Annotated in this window: 19 protein-coding genes and 1 pseudogene; 6 read left to right on the top strand and 14 right to left on the bottom strand. The window is 67.1% G+C overall.

The window, feature by feature from the left end; all coding sequences use genetic code 11:
* Positions 1–23: 23 nt before the first annotated feature.
* From treS to AKJ09_RS40630, 4 genes are all read right to left on the bottom strand, one after another.
* Positions 24–3,440, bottom strand: coding sequence for a maltose alpha-D-glucosyltransferase (treS, locus tag AKJ09_RS40615; protein ID WP_146653206.1), 3,417 nt, complete (start codon positions 3,438–3,440; stop codon positions 24–26).
* A 92-nt stretch (positions 3,441–3,532) separates the two neighbouring features.
* Complete coding sequence (locus AKJ09_RS40620) at positions 3,533–4,957, bottom strand: sigma 54-interacting transcriptional regulator (RefSeq protein WP_146653207.1); 1,425 nt, start codon at positions 4,955–4,957, stop codon at positions 3,533–3,535.
* 13 nt (positions 4,958–4,970) lie between these two features.
* Positions 4,971–5,393 (bottom strand): hypothetical protein, encoded by a 423-nt coding sequence (locus tag AKJ09_RS40625; RefSeq protein WP_146653208.1) that lies wholly within the window; start codon positions 5,391–5,393, stop codon positions 4,971–4,973.
* The gene (locus AKJ09_RS40630) at positions 5,383–5,850 is read right to left on the bottom strand and encodes a c-type cytochrome (RefSeq protein WP_146653209.1); all 468 of its coding nucleotides are present in this window, start codon (positions 5,848–5,850) and stop codon (positions 5,383–5,385) included. The genes AKJ09_RS40625 and AKJ09_RS40630 overlap by 11 nt, the downstream gene beginning before the upstream one ends.
* A gap of 144 nt (positions 5,851–5,994) precedes the next feature.
* Here AKJ09_RS40630 and panB point away from each other — a divergent pair, with 144 nt between their 5' ends.
* The gene (gene panB / locus AKJ09_RS40635; RefSeq protein ID WP_146656130.1) at positions 5,995–6,957 is read left to right on the top strand and encodes a 3-methyl-2-oxobutanoate hydroxymethyltransferase; all 963 of its coding nucleotides are present in this window, start codon (positions 5,995–5,997) and stop codon (positions 6,955–6,957) included.
* 132 nt (positions 6,958–7,089) lie between these two features.
* The gene (locus AKJ09_RS40640) at positions 7,090–7,497 is read left to right on the top strand and encodes a hypothetical protein (RefSeq protein ID WP_146653210.1); all 408 of its coding nucleotides are present in this window, start codon (positions 7,090–7,092) and stop codon (positions 7,495–7,497) included.
* 13 nt (positions 7,498–7,510) lie between these two features.
* Here the strand turns inward: AKJ09_RS40640 and AKJ09_RS40645 are convergent, their stop codons facing one another.
* From AKJ09_RS40645 to AKJ09_RS40660, 4 genes and pseudogenes are all read right to left on the bottom strand, one after another.
* A complete protein-coding gene (locus AKJ09_RS40645; RefSeq protein ID WP_146653211.1) occupies positions 7,511–9,037 on the bottom strand; it encodes a PAS domain-containing protein in 1,527 nt (508 codons plus the stop codon).
* A gap of 90 nt (positions 9,038–9,127) precedes the next feature.
* Positions 9,128–10,479 (bottom strand): annotated as a pseudogene (preA, locus tag AKJ09_RS40650) (NAD-dependent dihydropyrimidine dehydrogenase subunit PreA).
* Position 10,480: 1 nt separating this feature from the next.
* Positions 10,481–11,863 (bottom strand): FAD-dependent oxidoreductase, encoded by a 1,383-nt coding sequence (locus tag AKJ09_RS40655; protein WP_146653213.1) that lies wholly within the window; start codon positions 11,861–11,863, stop codon positions 10,481–10,483.
* A complete protein-coding gene (locus tag AKJ09_RS40660) occupies positions 11,860–13,194 on the bottom strand; it encodes an aspartate aminotransferase family protein (RefSeq protein ID WP_146653214.1) in 1,335 nt (444 codons plus the stop codon). The genes AKJ09_RS40655 and AKJ09_RS40660 overlap by 4 nt, the downstream gene beginning before the upstream one ends.
* A 177-nt stretch (positions 13,195–13,371) precedes the next feature.
* Here AKJ09_RS40660 and AKJ09_RS40665 point away from each other — a divergent pair, with 177 nt between their 5' ends.
* Positions 13,372–14,595, top strand: coding sequence for an ArsB/NhaD family transporter (locus AKJ09_RS40665; protein WP_169928265.1), 1,224 nt, complete (start codon positions 13,372–13,374; stop codon positions 14,593–14,595).
* 7 nt (positions 14,596–14,602) lie between these two features.
* On the opposite strand, the gene AKJ09_RS40670 is transcribed toward AKJ09_RS40665, so the two are convergent.
* The 5 genes from AKJ09_RS40670 to AKJ09_RS40690 form a co-directional block, all read right to left on the bottom strand.
* Positions 14,603–15,466 (bottom strand): nitrilase-related carbon-nitrogen hydrolase, encoded by an 864-nt coding sequence (locus AKJ09_RS40670; protein WP_146653216.1) that lies wholly within the window; start codon positions 15,464–15,466, stop codon positions 14,603–14,605.
* 86 nt (positions 15,467–15,552) lie between these two features.
* The gene (locus AKJ09_RS40675; RefSeq protein WP_146653217.1) at positions 15,553–16,212 is read right to left on the bottom strand and encodes a hypothetical protein; all 660 of its coding nucleotides are present in this window, start codon (positions 16,210–16,212) and stop codon (positions 15,553–15,555) included.
* Positions 16,209–17,423 carry a FecR domain-containing protein gene (locus tag AKJ09_RS40680; RefSeq protein WP_146653218.1) on the bottom strand — a complete coding sequence of 405 codons (1,215 nt, stop codon included), beginning with the start codon at positions 17,421–17,423 and terminating at the stop codon, positions 16,209–16,211. The genes AKJ09_RS40675 and AKJ09_RS40680 overlap by 4 nt, the downstream gene beginning before the upstream one ends.
* Positions 17,420–18,112: an RNA polymerase sigma factor gene (locus tag AKJ09_RS40685; protein ID WP_146653219.1), complete on the bottom strand. Its 693-nt coding sequence runs from the start codon at positions 18,110–18,112 to the stop codon at positions 17,420–17,422. Before AKJ09_RS40685 ends, AKJ09_RS40680 begins: the two co-directional genes overlap by 4 nt.
* 53 nt (positions 18,113–18,165) lie before the next feature.
* On the bottom strand, positions 18,166–19,203 hold the full coding sequence (locus AKJ09_RS40690; RefSeq protein ID WP_146653220.1) for a hypothetical protein: 1,038 nt from the start codon (positions 19,201–19,203) through the stop codon (positions 18,166–18,168).
* Between the two features lie 246 nt (positions 19,204–19,449).
* On the opposite strand from AKJ09_RS40690, the gene AKJ09_RS40695 reads away from it, so the two are divergent.
* Genes AKJ09_RS40695 through AKJ09_RS40705 form a run of 3 tightly spaced genes read left to right on the top strand, consistent with a single transcriptional unit; the run spans position 19,450 to position 21,619 of the window.
* On the top strand, positions 19,450–20,598 hold the full coding sequence (locus tag AKJ09_RS40695) for a DUF3570 domain-containing protein (protein WP_169928266.1): 1,149 nt from the start codon (positions 19,450–19,452) through the stop codon (positions 20,596–20,598).
* A complete protein-coding gene (locus AKJ09_RS40700) occupies positions 20,598–21,104 on the top strand; it encodes a hypothetical protein (RefSeq protein ID WP_146653222.1) in 507 nt (168 codons plus the stop codon). The genes AKJ09_RS40695 and AKJ09_RS40700 overlap by 1 nt, the downstream gene beginning before the upstream one ends.
* Positions 21,101–21,619 (top strand): hypothetical protein, encoded by a 519-nt coding sequence (locus AKJ09_RS40705; protein ID WP_146653223.1) that lies wholly within the window; start codon positions 21,101–21,103, stop codon positions 21,617–21,619. The genes AKJ09_RS40700 and AKJ09_RS40705 overlap by 4 nt, the downstream gene beginning before the upstream one ends.
* Positions 21,620–21,622: 3 nt before the next feature.
* On the opposite strand, the gene AKJ09_RS40710 is transcribed toward AKJ09_RS40705, so the two are convergent.
* The gene (locus tag AKJ09_RS40710) at positions 21,623–22,609 is read right to left on the bottom strand and encodes an alpha/beta hydrolase (protein ID WP_146653224.1); all 987 of its coding nucleotides are present in this window, start codon (positions 22,607–22,609) and stop codon (positions 21,623–21,625) included.
* Between the last annotated feature and the right edge of the window lie 30 nt (positions 22,610–22,639).

The following is a 22,639-nucleotide window of genomic DNA, read 5'->3' on the forward strand; positions in this document are numbered from 1 at the left end:
GGCCCGCGGGCAAGTCGGTCCGGCTACTCTTCGCCCAGCATGCGCAGGATGCCCTGGAGGGGGATCCAGACCATCTCGGGTCTTCCCCGAAGGTCGGTTCTGAGCTCGGCGAAGGCCTTCTCCATGAGGGAGACCTCGAGGAGAACGGACACCAGCGGCGTGCTCTTCGGCATGAACGGAGCGTGCTGCGCCGTGTCGAGGTAGCCCCGCAGGAGAGCTGCCGAGGCCCAGCGCTGCCAGATCCAGCTCCAGGCGGCGGCAACTTCCTGATCCTCGGGGCGAAGCGAACGGAGTGCCGTGGCCGCCGCGTAGTGGAAGGAGCGAATCATGCTCGCCACGTCGCGGAGGGCATTGCCGCGTCGTCGTCGCTCGGAGGGCTGACGGTCGCGGCCTCCACCGGTACCGACGATGACGAAGTCCTTGCCGGTGAAGAGTGCGCGACCGAGGTGCATGTCACCGTGGTAGCGAATCTGCTTGGCTTCGATGCGCTGCGTGAGAAGCGGCTCGAAGCGCGCAAGAATGCGCTCCTCGCTCGAGAGCACCTTTTCGGCCGAGTGGCGTATCGCCGTCGGTAGATCGGGGCGCGCACGCCGGAGCGAGACGAGGGTGCGTCCGACCATGTTGCGCGCCGTCTGGTACGTCGAGCGCTGATCCATCGTCGAGTACACGTGGGGCTCGAAATTCGGGTCCGTCGACGAGGCGAGGGCGAGATGGAGCTGGGCGAGACGCTCCCCGAGGAGCTTGGCCCAATCGCGATACGTGCCGATGAGCTCGCGGTGAGCTTCGGGCGGCTCGAGGTAGGCGAGCTCGATCACCGGACGCAGCGGAACCACGGGCGCCGCTTCTTCGGCCGATCGCGCAAGCACGCGTTCGAACGCGCGGACGAGCTCCGACCGCGCTTGCTCCCACGCGGAGCCTTCGTTCTGCACGAACTCTTCGAGCATCGCGATGGTCGACGCCTCGGTGCGTCCATGACGGTACTCGACCTGGCCGAGCAGGCGCGGGGTGAGCCGAGCGCGTTCGGTTTCGAGCGGCGTCTTCTCGGGGGCCGCGAGCGTCGTCAGGAATCGTCCGTTCTCGAGCTCCGGCGACGAGCCTTCCTCGAGGCGGTGACAGAGTTTGACGACCCCGTAGGTGCCTTGCGCGACGACGGCACCGAAGCGGTCGGCCGTGAGAATGCGCGTCTCGCGCCTCTCCTCGTCGAGAGACGCGCCTGGCGTCGACGACGCGACGACCTTGCCGTTCGCGCCGCGCGCCGTCGTGCCCTTCGCGATCGTGTCGTAGAGCGCGCGCGCCACACTTTCACTCGTGGCTTCGAGGAGAAGGCCGTTCGTGGCGTTGCCCTTCACGTCCTGGAAATGAAGGTGGGCGACGATGGTGCCTGCCGCTGCGGGCGGCGTCACCGTTCGACCTTCGGTCGCCACCGTCACGAGCGGGAGCGCGAACGTCTCCGCGTCTCCGCCCTCGGCATAGTCGACGCGCGCGAACACGAACACGAGCGGCGTGGTGGTCGGTTCTTCCGTGGCTGGGGTGGTGCCGAGCTCGACACTTCCCACGCGCACCGCATCGATCACCTTGACGTGCGAGACGGTGCCGTCGATCCACCCGCGCGCCTCGAGGAACGCGGGAAGGGCCTCTTCGAGCAGCGGGCGCTCCGAGCCGAAGAGGAGCTCGTCGACGTTCGTGCAGAGCAGCGTGATGGCGCCGTGCAGGCTGAGGCGCTCTTCCTCCACGCTAGGCTGCGCGGGCTCGACGCTGAACCAGTAGAAGTCGTGACCGCCGAGCGTCAGCATGTAGGGCGATTCGCCGATGGCGGGGAAGCGCGTGCCGCCCATGACTTCGACGGGCGTGGCGCCGCTCATCGCGGCGAGGTCGAGCTCGACGACTTGCACGTGGCGCGAGAGGTTGGCCACGACGAGGATCGTCTCGTCTTCGAAGCTCCGGATGAACGCGAGGACCTTCGGGTTCGACGGCTGGAGGAACTCGACGGTGCCTCGTCCGAACGCGCGGAACCGCTTTCGCAGCGCGATGAGGCGCTTCGTCCACCAAAGGAGCGAGTTGGGGTTCGACTGCTGCGCTTCGACGTTGAGCGCCTCGTAGTGGTACTCGGGGTCGATGATGATCGGCAGGATGAGTCGCTGCGGGTTCGCGCGCGAGAAGCCCGCGTTGCGGTCCGCGCTCCACTGCATGGGCGTACGTACGCCGTTGCGATCGCCGAGGTAGACGTTGTCGCCCATGCCGATCTCGTCGCCGTAGTAGAGGACGGGCGTGCCGGGCATCGAGAAGAGGAGCCCATTCAGGAGCTCCATTTTGCGTCGATCGTTGCCGGTAAGCGGCGCGAGCCTTCGGCGGATGCCGAGGTTGATGCGCATCTGCGATTCGTGCGCGTAGGCGCGATACATGTAGTCGCGCTCTTCGTCGGTCACCATCTCGAGGGTGAGCTCGTCGTGGTTGCGCAAGAACATGGCCCACTGGCAAGTGGGGTGCAGCTCGGGCGTCTGCTTGAGGATGTCGATGATGGGGAACCGGTCCTCCATGTGAATCGACATGAAGAGGCGCGGCATGATCGGGAAGTGGAAATTCATGTGGCACTCGTCGCCGTCGCCGAAGTACTCGGCGGCGTCTTCGGGCCACTGATTCGCCTCCGCGAGGAGCATGCGGCCTTGCCACTTCTCGTCGATGTGGGCGCGCAGCTTCTTCAGGAACGCGTGCGTCTGCGGGAGGTTCTCGCAGTTCGTTCCTTCCTCTTCGAAGAGATACGGAATCGCGTCGAGGCGGAGACCGTCGACACCGCGCGCGAGCCAGAAATCGACGACGCCGAAGAGCGCCTCGTGGAGCGCGGGATTCTCGAAGTTGAGATCGGGCTGGTGCGAGAAGAAGCGGTGCCAGAAGTACTGCTTGGCGACCGGATCCCACGTCCAGTTCGAGGGCTCGAAGTCCCGGAAGATGATGCGCGCGTCCTTGTACTTCTCGGCCGTGTCGCTCCACACGTAGAAGTCGCGTTCGGGCGATCCCTTCGGCGCGCGTCGTGCGCGCTGGAACCATGCGTGCGCGTCGGACGTATGGTTGATGACGAGCTCGGTGATGACCCGAATGCCTCGCCGGTGCGCCTTCTCGACGAGCTCGTCGAAGTCTTCGAGCGTGCCGACGTCGGGATGGATGTCGGTGTACTCGGCGATGTCGTAGCCGTCGTCTCGCCCCGGAGACGGGTAGTGGGGCAAGAGCCACAGGGCCGTGATCCCGAGGTCGGCGAGGTAATCGAGCTTGCTCGATAGCCCCTTCAGATCACCGATGCCGTCGCCATTGCTGTCGAAGAACGACCGCGTACGGCATTCGTAGATGATCGCGTCTTTGTACCAGAGCGGCTCGTCCGCGATGCCTCGCACGGGGCGAGCACTTCGCGAGCGTGACGTTCCGGAGCCAGCGAGCGTCCGCGTCATGAACTTCGAATCTGCCCGCGACGCGCGGGTAGTTCAAGTCGTCAGAATGCTCGCGTCGTCGTTATGCGGCCTCGCGCCGCGCACGAACGAGCTCAGGATTCTTCAGCTTCATGGCCACGAAGCCCATGCTTCTTGGCCATGTCGTGCAAGTGCTTCCGGTCCATCTTCGCTTCTCGCGCGGCCGCACTGATGTTGCCGTTGTGCCTGCCGAGCAGCCACTTCACGTAGCGGCGCTCGAACTCGCCGTCGTACTTCGCACGCGTCTCGCGATAGCTTTTTTCGGGCTCGAAGTGGAACGCCGTGATGTCCGTCGACTGGGCGGACGGAAGCGTGACCATGTTGATCTCGGTCGAGCCCGTGGCCTGAGCCATGTAGATCGAACGCTCGAGGATGTTGCGCAGCTCGCGGATGTTGCCGGGCCAATCGTGCGCAGCGAGCGCCTGCATGGTCTCGGGCGGGACAGTAAGTCCCGCGCCGCCCGACGCCTTGAGCATGTGCTGGACGAGGGCAGGGATGTCGTCGCGGCGTGCGCGTAGCGGCGGCACCGTCACCGGAACGACGGCGAGTCGGAAGTAGAGGTCCTCGCGGAACTTGCCGGCAGCGACTTCGCGCTGGAGATCACGCTTGGTCGCGGCGATGACGCGAACGTTCGACTGGAGCGTTTTGTTACCGCCGACGCGACGAAACTCACGCGTCTCGAGCACGCGCAAGAGCTTCGGTTGCACGTCGACCGGGAGCTCGCCGATCTCGTCGAGGAAAACCGTGCCGCCTTCGGCGAGCTCGAAGGCGCCCTGCCTCGCGGAGACGGCGCCCGTGAAGGCGCCGCGCTCGTGACCGAAGAGCTCGCTCTCGATGAGCGAGTAGGTCACCGCTCCACAATCGACGACGAGGAAGGGCTTGTTTGCGCGCTGGCTCGCGGACCAGATGGCGCGCGCGAGGACGTCTTTGCCGGTGCCCGTCTCGCCTTCGAGCAGCACGGTCGCGTCCGTCGGCGCGATGCGCTCGAGCACACCGAAGATGGTGCGCATCGCGAAGCTCTGGCCGATCGCCGGACCGAAGTTGCTCTTCTCGCTGGGAAGCACCTCGACGCGCGCGACGGTCGGCTTGAACTGGAGCTCGACCTCGCCCACCTTGAGCACGCTGCCGGTCTGCACCATCGCTTCGCGAATGCGCGTGCCGTCGATCTTCGTGCCGTTGGTGGAGTCGAGGTCGCGCACGTGCAGGCCATCGGGCGCGCGGACGATCTCGCAGTGGTGGCGCGAGACGGTGTCGTCGGAGAGGACGAGGTCGTTGTCGGCGGCTTTGCCAATCGTGAGGCGTCCACCGACGACCTTCGAGGTGCCCTTGTGGTTCCCGGTGAGCACCAACGCGAGCGTTCCGGCGGGCGCGGAGGCGACGGAGCCACCGGCGCGGGTTGCGATCTCGTCGTGGCCTTCACTCGAGGAACGCGGCGATCGTCGCGCCTCGTCGGCGGACTCGACCACGCGTGAGTCTTCGGGAGACTTGGGCTCGGTCATGGTTCTCTGGCGATCACGGCGTTTTCGAGATCACTCCGGCAAGGTCGACCGAGGTGCTCCCGCCGGACAGGGTAACCTGTCTTTCGACGCTGCGGCGACCTTCCCGTGTGTCCACGTCGATCCGCAGTCGATACTCACCGTCCGTCAGCGAAGGTTCGTGTGTGACGATGCGCGGAGCCTGACCAGGTTCGAACCGCATCTCGTTCTCCCTCGTGACCTCGCCATTTGGCTCGAGGTACTGAACGTCGAGCCCGGTGACCTCCGCCGCGTGCGGACCGAGCACGAATCGTACGTGCTGCTCGCGCGGGCTCCTCGTGGCAAACCAGAGCGTCACGAGCGCACCGCCGATGAGAAAGAAGAGGCCTCGCAACCGACGCCGAACGGGGGACGGAGCGAGCGGGGAAGCCGACGGTTCGACGTGCTCGTCACCTTCCACGGAACGACCGCACGCGTAGGACGAGGCCGCGCACCACCTCGTCGGGGATCTCGAACTTCGGCATGCGGCCCTTGCCGTTCGTGATCGTGGAGGCGATCTCGTCGTCTTTCACGCGAGACTGGAAATCTTCACGCGAGAGGTCGGGCGCCTTGAACATCGGACCCTGCGGACCGTCTCCGTGGCCCTGCATGCCGTGGCAGGTGGAGCACTGGTTCTGCCAGGTCACCTCCACCACGGTCGCGAGCGCACTCCCGCCGTCGCCTCGGGGGCCCTGGTTCGCGTTTCCGGGGGCCGAGGCGCGGCCAAGCTCGGGGTCGTGGTCGGCGGGTGTCCACTCCTTGAGGCCCTGCGGGGAGGGGGCCTTGTCGCATGCTGCGACGAAACCCGCCGAAGCAAGGGCGACCGCAACGAAAAACGTAGGAAACCTGGTGACTCGGGGGGACTGACGCGCGGCCATCTCGTCGCCCGTTGTATCACCCCTGACGCGATCGCGAAGCGCGTCCGGAGCGGCGGACGATCCGAGCTTGTCGGGTCCGTCCGCTGGCGCTAGATCCAGCAGGAGAAAGGCGTGGACCCGGCAACGGGCCGTGACCCAAAAGACATGTACGGACCTCAAGCGACGAAGGGCGCCAAAGGCGTCCAAAAGGTGACCGTCCCCGAGCTGCGCGCGCGCAAGGCCTCGATTGGTAGCGGCGGCCGTAGCGATGGCCGCAGCGAGAGCCCGAGCGAGAAAATCGCGATGGTGACGGCCTACGACTACACGATGGCACGCCTCGCGGACGAGGCCGGCGTGGACATGGTCCTCGTCGGCGATTCGCTCGGCATGGTCGTGCAGGGCCTGAGTACGACCATCCCGGTGACGCTCGACGAGATGGCGTACCACTGCCGGGCCGTGGCCCGGGCACTCGGACGGGCGCACCTCACGGGCGATCTCCCGTTCATGAGCTACCAGGTTTCGCCTGCTCAGGCGGTCGAGAGCGCCGGCAAGCTCATGAAGGAAGGCGCCTGCGAGAGCATCAAGCTCGAGGGCGGCGAGGAGATCGCCGAGCACGTCCACCGCATCGTGCGCGTCGGCATTCCCGTCGTGGGTCACGTCGGTCTGACGCCGCAAAGCGTCCACGCGTTCGGCGGCTTCAAGGTCCAGGGCAAGGGCGACGGGGCCGACAAGATCATGGCCGATGCGCTCGCGATCGAGCAGGCCGGCGCGTTCGCCGTCGTCCTCGAAGCCATTCCGCCCGATCTCGCGGCGGAGATCACCGCGGCGCTCTCCGTCCCGACGATCGGCATCGGCGCCGGCCCGGATTGCGATGGGCAGGTCCTCGTCTGCAGCGATCTTCTCGGGCTGTCGCGCGGTCACCAGCCGAAGTTCGCGAAGCGCTTCGCCGAGCTCGGAAACCTCGCGGTCGATGCCTTCGCGTCGTACGTGTCGGAGGTCCGTGGTGGCACGTTCCCCACGGCGAGCCACTCGTACAAGGCGAACGGCGCCAAGGCCGCGCGGCCTGCGACGAATGGCACCGTTACGGACGAGCTCGACGCGCCGCTGGCGCTCGATCTCTGGCACTGACTCTGGCCCGGAAGGCGCTCTGAATACTTCCCGGCGGGCTCCGTCTGTCGGGAAGTGACGGAGCGTCGCCCATCCCGCGCGAGAAAGCATGCGAGGCGAGGGTTCTCCTTCGTCTCGCTGCTTCGCGGGATCATGCACGAATCGCGCGCCGGTCGAGCGGCGGAAGTGGCGGCGTGGGCCAATGCGACGGCTTCTCTGGTGGTCGGGGCAGGCGTCTTTGCGCTGTTTCAGGCGTGGATCGCGGCGCTCGCAGCGGCCGTCGCCGTCTTCGTCCTGCTGCGCGTCGCGCTCGCGCACCGCATCGCGATCTGGATCAGCGCAGCGCTCGGCACCGTGAGCGTCGCCGCGATCGGTGGCGTGGTCTCGTGGCTGTTCTCGCACATGATCGATCGACCGAGCGTGCCGATCATCGCAGGCGTGCTGGGAGCCATCCTCGCGGGGCTCCTCCCGGGGTGGAGCTATGTCTCGCTCGCGCGCCGGCGCACCGACGAGATTCCGGATTCGCTGCTGGACGCCTGGCGCGTCCCATCGTCGCGCTGAGGGCGCGAGGCGATCAGTCTTCCGGCAGCTCTTGGGCGGCCGCCACGGCGCGCAGCGAGACGCTGCTCGGAGCGCGCATCGTCGCCAGCCACACCGTGAACGTGGTCCCCACCCCGCGCTGGCTCTCGACCTCGATGCGTCCGTTCATGCGCTCGATGATTTCGCGCGAGATCGACAGGCCGAGGCCGGTCCCCGTGCGCTTGGTCGTATAGAAGGGCTCGAAGATGCGTTTGAGCAGGGCGGGCTCGATGCCCTCGCCCGTGTCCTGCACGGAGATGCCGACGAAGCGCTTACCGTCGTGCTTCGTGGAGATGCGGATCTCGCGCTTCTTGCCCTCGAACGCCTCGCGGTCCTTCTCGATCGACTGCGCGGCGTTGACGAGCAGGTTCACGAAGACCTGGCAGAGCCGCGATTCGCTCGCCAGCACGGCAGGGAGCTCGCCCATCTCGACGACGACGTTCGCCGACCGATGGACCTCGGGGCCGGCCAGGCGAAGCGCTGTTTCGAAGACGCTGCGCGCGTCGACGTAGAAGAGTTCTTCGACGCCGGTTCGGCCGAGAGAGCGCAGATCCCACACGATCTGACGCATGCGCCGCGCACCTTCGAGCGCCGCGTGGAGCGCAGCTTGCGTGCGCGTAGGGTCGAGGTTCCTCTCGTTGCTGATGAACTCGAGATTCGCCAGCACGTAGGTGAGGGGATTCATGATCTCGTGAGCCACGCCCGCGGCGATCATGCCCACGCTGGCCAGTCGCTCTTTCTCCGCCAGGCTCGCCAGCATCGCGCGCTGCTCCGTCATGTCGCGAGCGACCACGAGCAGCCGTTCCACGCGGCCGTTTTCGTCGAAGGGAACGACGCGCGTCTCGAACCAGGTCCAATCGCCGTCTTCGCCACGCGCGCGCATCTCGAAGGTGACGCTCTGTCCGGTCGTGACGGCTTCGGCGAATCGGCGCAGGTACTCTTCGCGCCCGGAGGGCTCGAGGAAGTCCATCGCGCTCTGGCCGACGATGTCGGTCTCCGTCAGGCCGGGCAGCGTCCGGTTGATGGAGAGAATGCGCGCATCGCGATCGACCATCAGCACGAAGTCGGGAAGGTTCTCGGCGAGCCCCTGCCACTTCTGCTCGCTGCGCCGGAGATCTTCCTCGGCGCGCTTGCGCGCGGTGATGTCGACGAACGTGAGGAGGGCGCTCTCGACGCCGCCGTCGTTGTCGAACAGCGGCTCGGCACGGGCCACGAGCCATGCGACCTCGCCGTCGGGACGGCGAATCGAGCCCATGACGGGCCCTTGCGGGATGCCCGTCTCGAAGACGCGGCTCGGAAACTCGCTCGGCGCGCCGTCTTCGTCCACGACGTCGCCGAGGAGGCCCGAGAAGCTGCTCTCGCGAACGGCGTCGAAGTCTTCCCCGAGCAAGCGCAAGGCCTCGGCGTTGACGCTGCGAAATCGCCCGTCACGCCCGACATGAGCAACGCCGCCAGGAGCCACTTCGAGCAAGCGCTCGAGTAGCTCCTCGGTCCTCTCCCCACGAGTCTGACTTCGACTCACGACCGCACGGTAACTCGTCCGGAGCCCAAATGCACCATCGCCCCTCCGTTCGGTTGGGAACGGACGGGCGATGGCTTGCCTTCAGGCGATTTAGACAGGGTCGTGGATTCCGCCAGGGAGCTTGTCGCGGCCCTCGCGGACGCGGTCATTCCACGTCTCTTTCCGTCCCGTCTCGACTTCGACCATCGAAATGCAGCCGGGACGGGGCAGACGAGCTGGCAGAGATTGCAGCCTACACACTCGGGCTCGTCGATCCACGGCACGCGATCGCCGGCGAGAAGGCCGACCGGGATGGGATTGGGCGCCTTTGCGGGCCCCTGGGTATGGGCGTGAGGCGGACGCGGGCGGTCGCCCGGGCCGGTGAAAATGCACTGGTGAGCGCCGTCGTTGCAGGCGGTCACGCAGAGTTGGCAGCCGATGCAGGTCTTGGCGTCGATGTTCGCCACCAGCTTGTAACCGAGATCGAGGTCGCCCCAGTCCTGGTAGGCCCCGACCGCGCGGCCCCGGAGCTCGTTCACGCTCTTCATGCCGTGCGAATCGAGATACTCGGAGAGGCCCTCGATCATGTCTTCGACGATGCGGTAGCCGTAGTGCATGACCGCGGTGCACACCTGCACGCTCGTCGCACCGAGGGCGATGAACTCGGCGGCGTCGCGCCAGTTCGAGATGCCGCCGATGCCCGAGATGGGGATCTTGACGCCGGGATCGCGAGCCAAAGCCGCCACCATGTGCAGGGCGATGGGCTTGACCGCCGGCCCGCAATAGCCGCCGTTCGTCGAGGCGCGACCGACGCGGGGGAGCGGAACCATCCGATCCAGGTCGACGCCGACGATGCTCTTGATCGTGTTGATGAGGGAGATGCCGTCCGCACCTCCCGCCACGGCCGCCAGGCCGGGCTCGAGGATGTCGCCGGTGTTCGGCGTCAGCTTCACGAGGACGGGCGTCTTGGCGAACTCCTTCGTCCAGCTCGTGATCTCCTGGAGCAGCTTGGGCTCCTGGCCGACGCTCGACCCCATGCCGCGCTCGCACATGCCGTGCGGGCAGCCGAAATTGAGCTCGAGGCCGTCGGCGCCGGCGTCTTCGCAGCGCTTGATGAGAACGCGCCAGTCGTCCTTCGTCTCCGTCATGAGCGAGGCGATGATGACGTTCTTCGGGTAGCGCTTCTTGACCTCGCGGATCTCGCGCAGGTTCTCTTCGATCGGGCGATCGGTGATGAGCTCGATGTTGTTGAGCCCCATCATCTTGCGGCCGTCGTAATCGACGCTGCCGAAGCGGCTCGTGACGTTCATGATGGGGTCGCCGAGGGTCTTCCACACGGCGCCGCCCCATCCGGCGTCGAACGCGCGCATGACCTGTTCGCCCGTGTTCGCCGGCGGCGCCGAGGCCAGCCAGAACGGGTTCGGGCTCTTGATACCGCAGAAGTCGATGCTCAGATCTGCCATGTCAGCTCCCGGACTTTCCCGCCCAGCGGGCCATGAGCGTACGCGCGGCGTTTCGACCGTCCGCGACCGCGTTGACGACTTCCTTACCCCCGTTGATGCAGTCACCGCCGGCGAACACCTTGGCGTTCCCGGTCTGGCCGGTGGCGGCGTTCGCGACCACGCATCCGCGGCTGTCGAGCTCGACGCCCGGCAGCTCCTTGGCGATGTCGCGCAGCTTCGATTGACCGATGGCGAGCGCGACGAGGTCGCAGGGGATCTCGTATTCGGAACCGGCGATGGGCTTGGCTTTGTCGTCGGTCTTGGCGACGCGTAGCGCCGTCAGCTTGCCGCTCGCGTCGCGGACGAACGCGACGGGCTGCGCGTGGAGGACGAGATGCACGCTCTCGCAGCGGGCAGCCTCCATCTCGTGTTCGTAGCCGCTCATGTCGGCGGCGCCGCGGCGGTACACCATCGCGACGTCGGCGGCGCCGAGCTGGGCGCATTCACGAGCCACGTCGATGGCGGTGTTGCCTCCGCCGACCACGAGGATGCGCTTGCCCGCGACTTCCTCGCGCGCCGCGCGGCTCATCTCGAGCTTCATGCGCTCGATCCAGGCCGTGGCGCCGTAGACGCCGGGGCCGTCTTCGCCCGGGATTCCGAGGCGCGTGTCAGCGCCAAGGCCAACGCCCACGAAGACGGCATCGTATGTGTCGAGCAGCTTCTTGCCGGAGATGCGGCCCGGGCCGGCGCCATCTTCGCAGCCGACATCGACGCCGGTCCGCAGCTCGACGCCGAGCCCTGCGACGAACTCCACCTCGTGAACGGCGGCGTCCGCGTGGAGCTTGTAGGGCGCGATGCCGGTCGTGTTGAGACCGCCGGCGACGGCCTTCTTCTCGAACACGACGGCCTCGTGGCCCTCGAGCGCGAGATACCCCGCGAACGCGAGTGAGGCCGGGCCGCCGCCGATGCAGGCGACCTTCTTGCCGGTCTTCGTCGCTGCGGGCGCGAGCAGGGGAGGTGCGCCCTCGGCCGTGGCTGTTTCGGTGGCGAAGCGCTGCAGGCGACCGATGGCGATCGGCTCGCGGCCCCAGCCGTTGTAGACGCAACTGCCGACGCAGAGCACCTCGACCGGACAGACACGTGCGCACGACCAACCGAGGAGGTTCTGGTCGAAGATGGTCCGCGCACTGCCGCGGACGTTGCCCGAGGCGATCTTCTTGATGAAGGTCGGGATGTCGATCTCGGTCGGGCAGGCCTTGATGCACGGCGCGTCCGAGCAGTAGAGGCAGCGGTCGGCCTCGGCGCGAGCCTCGGCGGCGCTGTAGAGGGGCTTCTTGTCCGCGAGCTCGTTCTCGAGACGGTCTTTGCTGAGTGCGTTGCGGGACTCGTTGCGGGATGCATTCATCGTGCGACCTCGGCGAAGGCGGCGAACGATTCGTCGAGGCTCTTGAGTGCCTCTTCGATCTCCGCTTGCGTGACGTTGAGCGGGGGGGCGATGCGCACGACGTTGTTCCAGAGGCCGCCGCGACCGATCAGAAGCCCGCGCTTCTTGGTCTCCTCGAAGAGACGCGAGGTCGAGGCGGCGTCGGGCGTGCGGTCCTTCTGCGTCTCGTCTTTGACGAGCTCGATGGCCTGCATGAGGCCCTTGCCGCGGACGTCGCCGATGGTCTTCGGGTACTTGCGCTTCAGGGCTTCGAGGCCCTCGCGCAGGTACTTGCCCATGATGGCCGCGTTCTCTGTGAGCTTCTCCTCGACGATGACGTCGATGGTCGCGTTCGCAGCCGCCGTGCTGATCGGGTTACCGCCGAACGTGGAGATGTTGCCGCCCTTCCAGGAGTCGGCGACCGGCACCGTGGCGAGGCACGCGCCGATGGGCAGGCCGTTGGCGATGCCCTTGGCCATCGTCATGATGTCGGGCTCCACGCCTTCGTGATGCTCGATGCCCCACATCTTGCTGCCCGTTCGGCCGAAGCCCGTCTGGACTTCGTCGCAGATGAAAAGACCACCGTAGTTCCGGACGATGTCGACGGCGACTTTGAAATAGCCATCGGGAGCGACGATGAAGCCGCCGACGCCCTGGATCGGCTCGGCGAGGAAGCCCGCGACCTGACCCGTGGTCGTCGTCTGAATGAGCTCCTCGATGTCCTTGGCGCACTTGAAATCGCAGTGCTGAACGGTGGCGCCGAAGGGGCAGCGGTAGCAATACGGCGCGTGCGCGTGCTTGATGCCCGGCACCTGCGAGGTCACGGCGCGGTACTTGGAGTGCGCAGTGAGCGACTGCGCGAGCATCGAGCGGCCCGAGTAGCCGTGGCGAAGGGCAATCAGCTCCTGCCGGCCGGTCGCAAGTTGCGCGAGGGCCACGGCGGTCTCGTCGGCCTCGGTGCCGCTCGCCGTGAAGAAGGCCTTGCCCGCCTTTCCGATGCGGCCGGGCGCGAGGTGAATCAGCTTCTCGGCGAGCTCGACGATCCCCACCGTCGGGTAGAGCGTCGAGACGTGGCCGAGGCGATCGATCTGCGCGTGGAGCGCCGCGTTGACCTTCGGGTGCGTCTGTCCGACGGACACCGTGAGAATCCCGCCGAAGAAATCGAGGTACTTTCGCCCATCGAGGTCCTCGAGACGAGCACCGTGGCCACTATCGAGACAGACCGGCTCTTCGTAGAAGGTGCCGACACTCGGAAAGAGAAATTCCTTGTGCTTCGCGCGAATGTCCGCGCTCGTGCGCTTTCCGTCGCTCATTTCTCACGCCCCTCGCTTCGACCTGACCTGTCCGTCCTCGCGTCGTCATCGGCGAGGGCCGCGCCGGCATCCAACTGTGCCCGTGTGTCCTACGGGACGTAGCTGGCCGGCTTACCAGGTGAATTTCCGAAAGAGGAGACCTTGTCGTGTGGGCCGCCAGGCTGTCAAGCTCCTCGCGTGCTTCGCGGTCTCATCGTCTTCGGCATTACCTACCTTCTTGTCGCGACGCGTCGTCTCAAGTTCGTCCGACTCGATCGTCCTGCTGGATCCATCATCGGTGCCGTACTCGCCGTCGTCCTCGGCGCGGTCACGCCGGAGGAGGCCTCCAAGGCGGTCGACCACACCACGATCATCCTGCTTTTTGCGGTCATGGGCATGGGCGCCTTCCTCTCGCTCGACGGCTTCTTCGAGCGTGCAGGGCAGGCGCTGGTGGCACGAATGCGGACTCGGCGGCGTCTCGTCGCGGCCGTCCTTTGGGGAGCGGGTCTCCTCGCTGCCGTCGTGACCAACGACGCGGTCTGCGTTCTGGCGGCGCCCCTCGTCGTCGGCTGGATCGAGCGTTACAAGCTTCCGAGGCTGCCTCTCCTGGCGGCCCTGACGACCGGCGCCAACACGGGGAGCGTGGCCACGTTGGTCGGCAACCCGCAGAACATGCTGTGCGGGAGTCTCGGCCACCTGCACTTCGCGCAATTTCTCGTGCGTATGGTGCCTGTCGCGCTCCTGGCGCTCGTCATCAACCACGCCGTGCTCATCGTTCTCTTCCGGCGAGATCTCGACGGTGAGCTGCCCCCCGAACCGATTCCAGAGAGGGTTTTTACGCTGCGCTCGGCGGTGACGATGACCGTCATCCTCGCCACCGTCGTCGTCTACACCCTTGGCGGGAGCCTCTCGTTCACGGCGCTCGCAGGTCTTGCCGTGCTGCTCCTCGTCCACCGTGAGGATCCTGCCCTCGTGTGGCAGCGAATCGATTGGTCCGTCCTTCTCTTCTTCGGCGGGCTCTTCGTGGCGGTCGACGCCCTCGCGCGAAGCGGCGCGGCGTCGTGGGCATTCGCGCATTTTCCGCTACTCGGCCACGACGGGGCAGGGACCTTCACCGGCTGGCTCCGAGCGACCGTCATCTTCCTTGTCGGAAGCAACGTCGTCACGAACGTCCCGTTCATCCTGATCGTCAAGCCGGAGATGGCAGGGCTCCCCGATCCGACGCTCGGCTGGCAGCTTCTCGCCATGGCCTCGACCTTCGCGGGGAATCTCACGCTCCTCGGCTCGGTGGCCAACGTGATCGTGGCCGAGAAGGCCGAACCGGTCGGCGGTATGCACTTTCGCGAGTACCTGAAGTTCGGCCTTCCCGTGGGCGCGCTCACGACGCTTGCCGGGGCATGCTGGCTCGTGCTGACGCGCTGAGCGCAGTTTAGGGCTTCACGAGATCGCCGTAGGCGTCGGGACGGCGATCGCGGAAGAACTGCCAGGTCTTGCGAACCTCCTCGATGAGATCGAGATCGACCACGGCGGTGACGAGCTCCGTCTTGTCCTCACTGCCTTGCGCGAGGAAGTTGCCGCGCGGATCGACGATGTAGCTCGTGCCGTAGAACTTGCCGATGTTCCACGGAGCCTCCATGCCGACCCGGTTCGACGCCGCGACGAAGTAGCCGTTCGCCACGGCGTGCGCGGGCTGCTCGAGCTTCCAGAGGTACTGCGAGAGACCGGCGACGGTGGCCGACGGGTTGAAGACGATCTCGGCGCCGTTGAGACCGAGCGCACGCGCGCCTTCGGGGAAGTGGCGGTCGTAACAGATGTAGACGCCGACCTTGCCGTAACGCGTCTCGAAGACGGGGAAGCCGAGGTTTCCCGGCCGGAAGAAGAACTTCTCCCAGAATTGGTTCGTGTGCGGGATGTGGTGTTTGCGGTACTTGCCGAGATACGTGCCGTCGGCGTCGATGACCGCGGCGGAGTTGTAATAGATGCCGGCCTGCTCGCGCTCGTACAGCGGAACGACCATCGCCATCTGGTGCTTGCGTGCGTACCCCTGCATCACCTCGGTGGTCGGGCCGGGGATGGCTTCCGTAGAGTCGTACCAGAAGGCGTCTTGGCTGGGACAGAAGTAGGGACCGTTGAAGATCTCCTGGAGCCCGAGGATCTGCACGCCCCTCTTGCCGGCTTCCTCGATGAGCGGGATGTGGACGTCCATCGCCGCCTTCTTGGTCTTCTCGATGCTCCACCCCGCCTCGTAGGGAGTTGCGGCCTGGATCAGTCCCACGGTGACGTTGCGCGGCATCGTTTTTCTCCCCTGTTCGAACGAAGAGCCGGAAGGGACCGAGCTTTCCACCCGATCAGGGCTCGGTCAAGGCCGACCCCGACCTCTCAATGGAGGGCGACGCACGTGAACGTGCCGGGGTCGCAGACCTGGCCGGGACCGCATTCGTTCGAGCCGAGGCAGCCTACGCAGCGTCCCGCGCAGCGGTCGCAGCGGGGCTTGTCTTTGGGGCATTGCGCGTTGCCGAGGCACTCGACGCAGCGTCCCGTGACCGTTTCGCAGTAGGGACGACGCGGGGAGCTCGCGCAGTTCGCAGCGTACGTGCACTCGATGCAGCGATGGCTCGAACCGTCGCAAACGAAGCCCGGGGTGGGGCAGACATCGTCGGCGTCGAAGCAGGTGTCGACGCACGTGTGCGTGACGTCCTCGCAGCGCTGGCGCGGTCCGCATTGTTCGTGGGTCAGGCAGCCCACGCACTCCATCGTGTCGAGATCGCAGTGGGCGCGCGAAGGCAGCGTGCAGTGGGCCTCTTCGAGGCAGGCCACGCAGCGACCGCTCGCAACGTCGCAACGGAGGCCCGGCACGGCGCAGTCCACGTCGGCCTTGCACGCGAACGTCTCGTCGCCGTCGTCGACATCGGCGGTCGACGTTTCGCGCGATCCGGCGTCTTCGACGGACGCGCGCTCGTCGAAGCGGAACTCGGCGTTGCAGGCGGCGAGCGCCAGCAGGAGTCCGCCGGCGATCGACCGCGAGGCGCTCGCTCTCACGGCTGCTCGACGCTCAGCTTGCGGGCTTCCTCGCGCGCGAAGCCCGACGGATAGCGTGCGAGGTAGTCACGCGCTGCCGCCGCGGCTCGGACGGGATGCGAATTCTGTTCAAGGCTTCCGAGCACGCGCATGCGCTCGACCGATGCGTTTTCCCCGAGAGGACCCTCGGGGTAGGCGGCGATGAGGCGTTCGAACGTCGCCAGCGCCCCAGAGAGATCGCCGGCACGCTTCTTCTGCATGCCGGTATCGAAGAGGTCGTTCTGCTCGGCGAGATGCGAGGCTCGCTCCGGGCTCACGTTCGGAGCGTCCGCGACAGTCGCTTTGGCCGCCATGAGGGCAGTCGGGGCCATTGCCGCGGGGCCGACCGCGCTGGTCGGCGCGCCCGCGTTGCCCGTGCTGATCGTGTTCACTGCGACCGGCCGAAGTGGCTTCGATTCCTTTGCCGGGGCCCTAGGGGCGTCGCCGGCAACCGGCGCGTTTGCGCAGGCCGGCCAGTGTTCGCCTGCGGCCACGCGAACTTCGTGTGCCGCATGACGGACCACGACGGTGCCTTCGGTGACGTCGAGGCGCGTGGGCGTTCCGTTCTCGCACGACGGATCCGGCGTCGCGAGCGTTACCCGAAACGCCGTGCCACGGACCTCGATTTCGGCATCGCTCGTGGTGACGACGAAGCGTTCGTCGGCGGAGAGCTTTGCGACCTTGGCGAACACCGAGCCGGCTTCGAGGGCGAAGCGCTTGTGGTGGGTCTGTTCGACGAGGCGAACGCGTGTTCCACCAGCGATGGTGAGCTGGGTGCCGCTGTCGAAGTCGAGGTGGGCTTCCGCGCCGAGCGGCGTTCGCAGCTCGGTCCCGTCGGCCAGGCGTGCGCCCGCGGCAGGAGCCGAGGTCTGCCCGTCGTGCAGAACGGTGACCTTGTCTGACGCTTCACGGATGCGCCCTCGGTCATGGTCGGCCTGTTGGACGGTCACCGGGGACGGCACCTGTCGCACGACGAGCGCCACGCTGGTTCCGACGAGGGCGAGCACGCCGGCGGCCATGCCGACGCCAATCCACCGCCGACGAATCCGATCGCGACGTCGGCGATCGCGCAGGGCCTCGGCGATGCGCGCGACGGTGTCGTCGCGATCGGGCGGGATGCGGTCCACCTCGCCGGTGTCGTCGACCGCGTCACGGAGGAGTCGCGTGGCGTGCTCGAGAGGGTCGTGGGTCATCGACCGTCTCCCTTGCGAGGCATCATCGACTGCAGCTCGGGATCCGCGGCGAGCCGGTGCATCAGCTCTTTGCGTCCACGCACGAGCCTCGACTGCGCGGCCGCCACTGTGCTCTCCGTAATCTGGGCCACCTCGCGTAGATCGTAGCCGCAAACGTCGTGGAGGACGAAGGCCCAGGCCTTGAGGTCGTCGATGGCCTCGAGATGGCGCACGACGCGCCGCAGCGTGCTTCGCGCGGCCGCAGAATGCGGAAGGCTACGGGGCTCGGGGACGTCGTCGTCGCGGAGCGCCTCGAAGATACGGCGCTCGGTCACGCGCCGACGGAGGTGCTTGTAGACGGAGTGCGCCGCGATGGTGGACGTCCAGGCGTCGAGCGTCGAATCACCGCGGAAGCGGTCGATGCTGTAGACGACCTCGATCATCGCCTGCTGGGCCAGATCCTCGTGGTCACGATCGCCGGAGCCGAGGAGACGACGGATGGCTCGTTCGACCACGGGGCGCAGGCGGTCGTGAAGAGCGGCTGCGGCATCCGCGTCGCCCGCGCGGACCGCGGCGACGAGCTGGCTGTCGTCCAGCGTCGGGGCAGGTAGGGCTGGGCGGGCGTGCGATGCCGCGTACTTTTCGTTGGATGCCCCTTCGGGGACGACGAAGAGCCGAACCCGTCCGGCGGAGCCCGAGCGCGAGGTCATTTCATCACCAAAAGGTAGTACCGCGGGCGAGCGAACATCAGGCAACTCCGAGGTCAGAACGATACGCGCAATCCACCCTCGACGAACACGCTGACCGGGGCGAGGGAAGCGACATGATGATCATGGACCACGACGTCCAACCGGCCAAACGCCACCTCCGGCCCCGCGGCAATCACGAGCGCAACCTGGTCTCCGAGCCGGTAGGCCGCCTCGGCAGCCACCGACGCGCCGGGCACCAAGCGTCCGAGCCGGGCGGGCTCGATGTCGTCCGCCGAGAGATGGCTGACCTCTTGGTGGAGGAGCAGAACGTCGATCCGGGCGCCTGCCGACCAGCGCCGGGAGGCGTCGAGCCAGGGTTGCCATGCCAGTCCGACGGCCCCCGAAAGGAGACGCGTGGTGGCCTGGGCCGGCGCGATGGATCCGGCTCGCAGGCCTGCTGCCAGCCGCAGGCGAAACGCGCCGCCCAGGCGCAGCCGCGCTCCGAGCACGCCTCCTGCGCCACCGCCGAACCCATCGATCCCCGACGTCACCGACGCGCAGGCGTCGAGCGTAATGAAGCTTGACTCCGCCAACGGTCCAGCTCTCCGCGCAGGCCTCGGTTGTTCGTGGGGCCCGTCGGGCGCCGGAGAAAGAGGCTGCGACGTCTCCGGCGGGCCGGGGCGAGGTGGTGACGTCGCCCGCGCCACGTCTTCGGGGACCATCGACGCCAAGGCGAAGCCGACCGTTCGGCCGCGCTCGGCGGGTGCATCCGACGGTTCGAACTCGATCCGGCGGTCGTTCCATTGCCCTTCGGCCGGACGCACGAAGTGGAGTGTGGCCTGCTGGCCGGCGTCGTCCCAGCGCACGACGCCGAGCAGGCTTCGGTGCTCTGCGGTCGCGCGCGCGAGCAGGCTCTCGTCGTCGTCGCCCGCGCCACCGGGGCGCACGACGATTTCTGCGTCGGGGCCGAGCGTGGTGTGGAGCGCTCGCTCGACGCTAGCACTCGCGCTTGCGCTTGCGCTTGGCTGATTAGGCTGACTCGCTTTTCCCGCGCCTGGGCCTGCGGGCGCGTCCAACACGACGACGAGGACGGAGATCGCCGCAAGGACCATGAGCGGTCATAGCTCGCAAATCCACCGGAAAAAGCAAGGCCTGCGCGCGCCGAGACGTTCTCCGGCGGAGCTGGGCGAACTCCGCGTGCGTAGACGATTGCGCTGCCTGATCGGACCTCGTTCAAGGTACAGAACGATCTGTAGATGCTGGCGAGTGGCGCGTCCTTACGAGGTGTGAAGACACCACGCGCGAAGACACAGCGGGCGAAGACACAGGGCGCCGCGTCGAGGTCGCGCGGTGCAACGTTGGGCGCGCTCATCGTCGCCGCCTTTGCGTTCTCCTCCGATGCCCACGCCGATGGCAACGTGACCGCGCGCGCGTCCACCGAGGTCGCCGGCTACAAAGATTCGTTCGCGACGAGCGTGCTCACGCCGAGCATCGGCGCCATCGTCGAGAACCCGACCGCCGGTTGGGGCGTCAGCGGTCGCTATCTCGTCGACGTCGTTTCGGCCGCCTCGCCGGACATCGTTTCGACGGCTTCACCACGCTGGACCGAGGTCAGGCACGCCGGCACCGTCGGCGGTCGCTACAAGCCGGGGAACTTCGGCGTGGCCGCCTCCGGAGGTGTCTCGTACACGCCGGACTACTTGTCGATCGTCGGAGGCGGTCAGCTGATTCAAGACCTCGACGAGAAGAACCTCACGCTCGTCGCCGGCTACTCCTACGGCCACGATACGATCGGTCGAACGGGCACACCGTTCTCCGTCTTCTCGCACGACCTCACGTACCACACGATCACGGCGGGCATTTCGCGGGTCGTCAACAAGGGGCTCGTGATCGGCGTCTATGGTGACGCGATCATCGAGCGCGGCGATCAGTCCAAGCCATACCGCTACGTCCCGATGTTCGCGCCCGGCGTGGCGCAGGCGATCCCGCGGGGTGCCTCCGTCGACACGGTTGCGTCGTTCCGCATCCAGGCGCGACCGCTCGAGCAGCTGCCGCTGGAACGCGACCGCTGGGCCGTCACCGGAAGGCTCGCCTGGCGCGCGCAGCGCACGACCCTTCGCGTCGAAGAGCGGCTCTACACGGATAGTTGGTCGCTCTCGGCGACCACCACCGATGCGCGCTACTTCATCGACCTCGCCGAGCGCGTGACGATCTGGCCGCACGCACGGCTGCACGTACAGAGCGGGACGAACTTCTGGCAGCGCGCTTACGAGGCCCCTTCGGCGGCCAATCTCCCGGCGTTCCGCACGGGTGATCGCGAGCTCGGACCGCTCACGAACGTCGGGCTCGGCGGCGGCCTGCGCTTGGCGCTCGGTAAGCCGGGCGCCGTCAACGACTGGCTTCTCTCGACGACCTTCGATGGAACCTGGACGTCGTTCGCCGATGCCATCTACGCCACGCAGCGCTTCAGCGGGCTCGTGGCGGTTGCGCTGGAGGTGACGTTCTGATGCGCGCTTCGACGCATCGAGGGTACCTCTGCGCCATCGTTGCCATCGTTCTAGGCGTGGCCTTGGCCTCGTGTGACGATCCGGTCCACTCCGACGCCGTCGATGCGCTCGGGCCGGAGGTGGCCGGGATCCCGCGCGGTCCGCGTCACCGGGCGGGGCAGCCCTGCCTGACGTGCCACGGAGGAGACGGTCCCGGCAGCCCCGACTTCAGCTTCGGCGGCACCGTCTTCCTGGTGCGCGGCGGTACACAAGGTGTCCCAGGGGTGACGGTGCTCCTGAAGGACGCGCGCGGAGCGACGATCGCGCGTTCGACCAACGAGGTCGGGAATTTCTATATCCAGAAGTCAGAGTGGTCGCCGGTGTTCCCCGTGTTCGCCACGATTTCGTACGCAGGCGAGGAGCGTCCGATGGCGACGCGAATCGGAGGGTCGGGGAGTTGCGCGACGTGCCACCGCGGATCCGGTGACGCGCAGCACATGCCCGGCGTCTTTTTGAGGGACCAATGAGAGCACCGCTCTTCCTCGCGCTCGTCGCCGCGGGAGTCGCGCTCGTCGTGATGGCGCTGGCCCCCTCGGGGTGTTCGTCGCCGGATGCGACCTTGCGTGTCGACGCCGGAGGACCGGACCGCGCGTCGTTCAAGCCGGTTGCGAACATGTTGGGTCATCGGTGCGGCTCGCTCGACTGCCACGGCTCGCGCTATCGAAACCTTCGGCTCTATGGCTACGGAGGCCTTCGCCTCGATCCCACCGATCGGCCTGATTTCCCTCAGACCACGGATGCCGAAGCCGATGCGGACTACGAGGCCGTCGTCGGTCTCGAGCCGGAGATCATGCCTGAAGTCGTCGCTTCGAAGGGCGCCGACGCGAATCGCCTCACGCTGGTGCGGAAGGCGACGGGCCAAGAGGCTCACAAAGGTGGGCAGCGCATTGCGCCCGGCGATTCGGCCGATACGTGTCTTCTGTCCTGGCTCGGTGGCGCGGTCGACACCCAAGCCTGCAACGCTGCGGTCCTCGCGCCCTGATTTTCATGGCCGCTCGCACGGTGGCGGAGTCTTCGTGTTCGCGAGGACGAACGCGAGAGCGTCGTGCATCACGCGCTCCATGTCGTCCGAGTAGAGGTGGCCGGTTTTCGGCATGACGAAGAGGCGTGCAGGAAAACCAGCCGCGACGAGCTCCGTCTCCGTCTTTCGCTCGCCTTCGATCTCGGTTCCCCATTCACCGGCCACGAGTGAGACGGCCAGCACTCCCGACTTGCACAGCTCGGCGACCTTCAGCGGCGCGTTCGCTTCGATGAGCACGAGGTACGGCCAGCGGCCTGGATGTCGGCGCGCGATGACGGGCGCGGCGAACGCTCCTCGCGAGTAACCCGTCAGCACCGCTCCGTCGCGTCGAAATCCCGACGGGTACTTCGCAGCGACCTTCGCGATCGATGCTTCGAGGTCGGCATCCATGAGCGCGACGAGCTCCGACCATGACGGCGCTTCCCAGCTCGGCGGGCCGACGGGGGAGTCCCCACATCGGCCGTTGCCGGTCGGGCAGATCAGAAAGCCGCTCTCGACCGCGGCGCCGACCCACTTCCCGCAGGCGTACGAAGGCGCTCCGCACATCCCGTGGAGGTGGCCGATGAGTCGAAGGTGGCCTGACGCGCCGGCCTCGGCTCCGGCGGCGTTCGGGAAGGCAAAGTAGATGGGGCGTTCGGGGGCCAGGAGCAGCTGATGCGGACCGTCGACGATCGATGGAGAGCGCGGCCGTTCGCGTGTGCTCGAGGTTGGGGGAGCCGCTTTCGTGGTGGTCGAGAGGGGGTCGAGCGTGTCGCCGGAAGGCCGCAAAACCGACGCGGAAGGCTGGATTTCAGGGCGGCCCGGTGTCGATGGTGCATTTCCGCCAGGCTCGTGTGCCGTGTCGCTCGGCGTCGTCCTGGTGCAAGCGAGCAGGCTGCTGCTCGCGAGGATGGTTCCAACCAGGATACCGGGGATGGACCGCGCGATGCGTTGCAGCGAGAGTCGGCGCATCCCCGCCGACGCGCCCGAGCCGCAAATTTC

Source organism: Labilithrix luteola (assembly GCF_001263205.1).
GTDB lineage: Bacteria > Myxococcota_A > Polyangia > Polyangiales > Polyangiaceae > Labilithrix > Labilithrix luteola.

Excerpts from the sequence above, each read along its gene's own strand:
- AKJ09_RS40680 (WP_146653218.1), bottom strand. The coding sequence starts at position 17,423 with ATGACCCACGACCCTCTCGAGCACGCCACGCGACTCCTCCGTGACGCG.
- AKJ09_RS40660 (WP_146653214.1), bottom strand. The coding sequence starts at position 13,194 with ATGAGCGACGGAAAGCGCACGAGCGCGGACATTCGCGCGAAGCACAAG.
- AKJ09_RS40640 (WP_146653210.1), top strand. The coding sequence starts at position 7,090 with ATGCACGAATCGCGCGCCGGTCGAGCGGCGGAAGTGGCGGCGTGGGCC.
- AKJ09_RS40630 (WP_146653209.1), bottom strand. The coding sequence starts at position 5,850 with ATGGCCGCGCGTCAGTCCCCCCGAGTCACCAGGTTTCCTACGTTTTTC.
- AKJ09_RS40620 (WP_146653207.1), bottom strand. The coding sequence starts at position 4,957 with ATGACCGAGCCCAAGTCTCCCGAAGACTCACGCGTGGTCGAGTCCGCC.
- panB (WP_146656130.1), top strand. The coding sequence starts at position 5,995 with ATGTACGGACCTCAAGCGACGAAGGGCGCCAAAGGCGTCCAAAAGGTG.
- AKJ09_RS40690 (WP_146653220.1), bottom strand. The coding sequence starts at position 19,203 with ATGGTCCTTGCGGCGATCTCCGTCCTCGTCGTCGTGTTGGACGCGCCC.
- AKJ09_RS40705 (WP_146653223.1), top strand. The coding sequence starts at position 21,101 with ATGAGAGCACCGCTCTTCCTCGCGCTCGTCGCCGCGGGAGTCGCGCTC.
- AKJ09_RS40655 (WP_146653213.1), bottom strand. The coding sequence starts at position 11,863 with ATGAATGCATCCCGCAACGAGTCCCGCAACGCACTCAGCAAAGACCGT.
- AKJ09_RS40700 (WP_146653222.1), top strand. The coding sequence starts at position 20,598 with ATGCGCGCTTCGACGCATCGAGGGTACCTCTGCGCCATCGTTGCCATC.
- AKJ09_RS40685 (WP_146653219.1), bottom strand. The coding sequence starts at position 18,112 with ATGACCTCGCGCTCGGGCTCCGCCGGACGGGTTCGGCTCTTCGTCGTC.
- AKJ09_RS40710 (WP_146653224.1), bottom strand. The coding sequence starts at position 22,609 with ATGCGCCGACTCTCGCTGCAACGCATCGCGCGGTCCATCCCCGGTATC.
- treS (WP_146653206.1), bottom strand. The coding sequence starts at position 3,440 with ATGACGCGGACGCTCGCTGGCTCCGGAACGTCACGCTCGCGAAGTGCT.
- AKJ09_RS40670 (WP_146653216.1), bottom strand. The coding sequence starts at position 15,466 with ATGCCGCGCAACGTCACCGTGGGACTGATCCAGGCCGCAACTCCCTAC.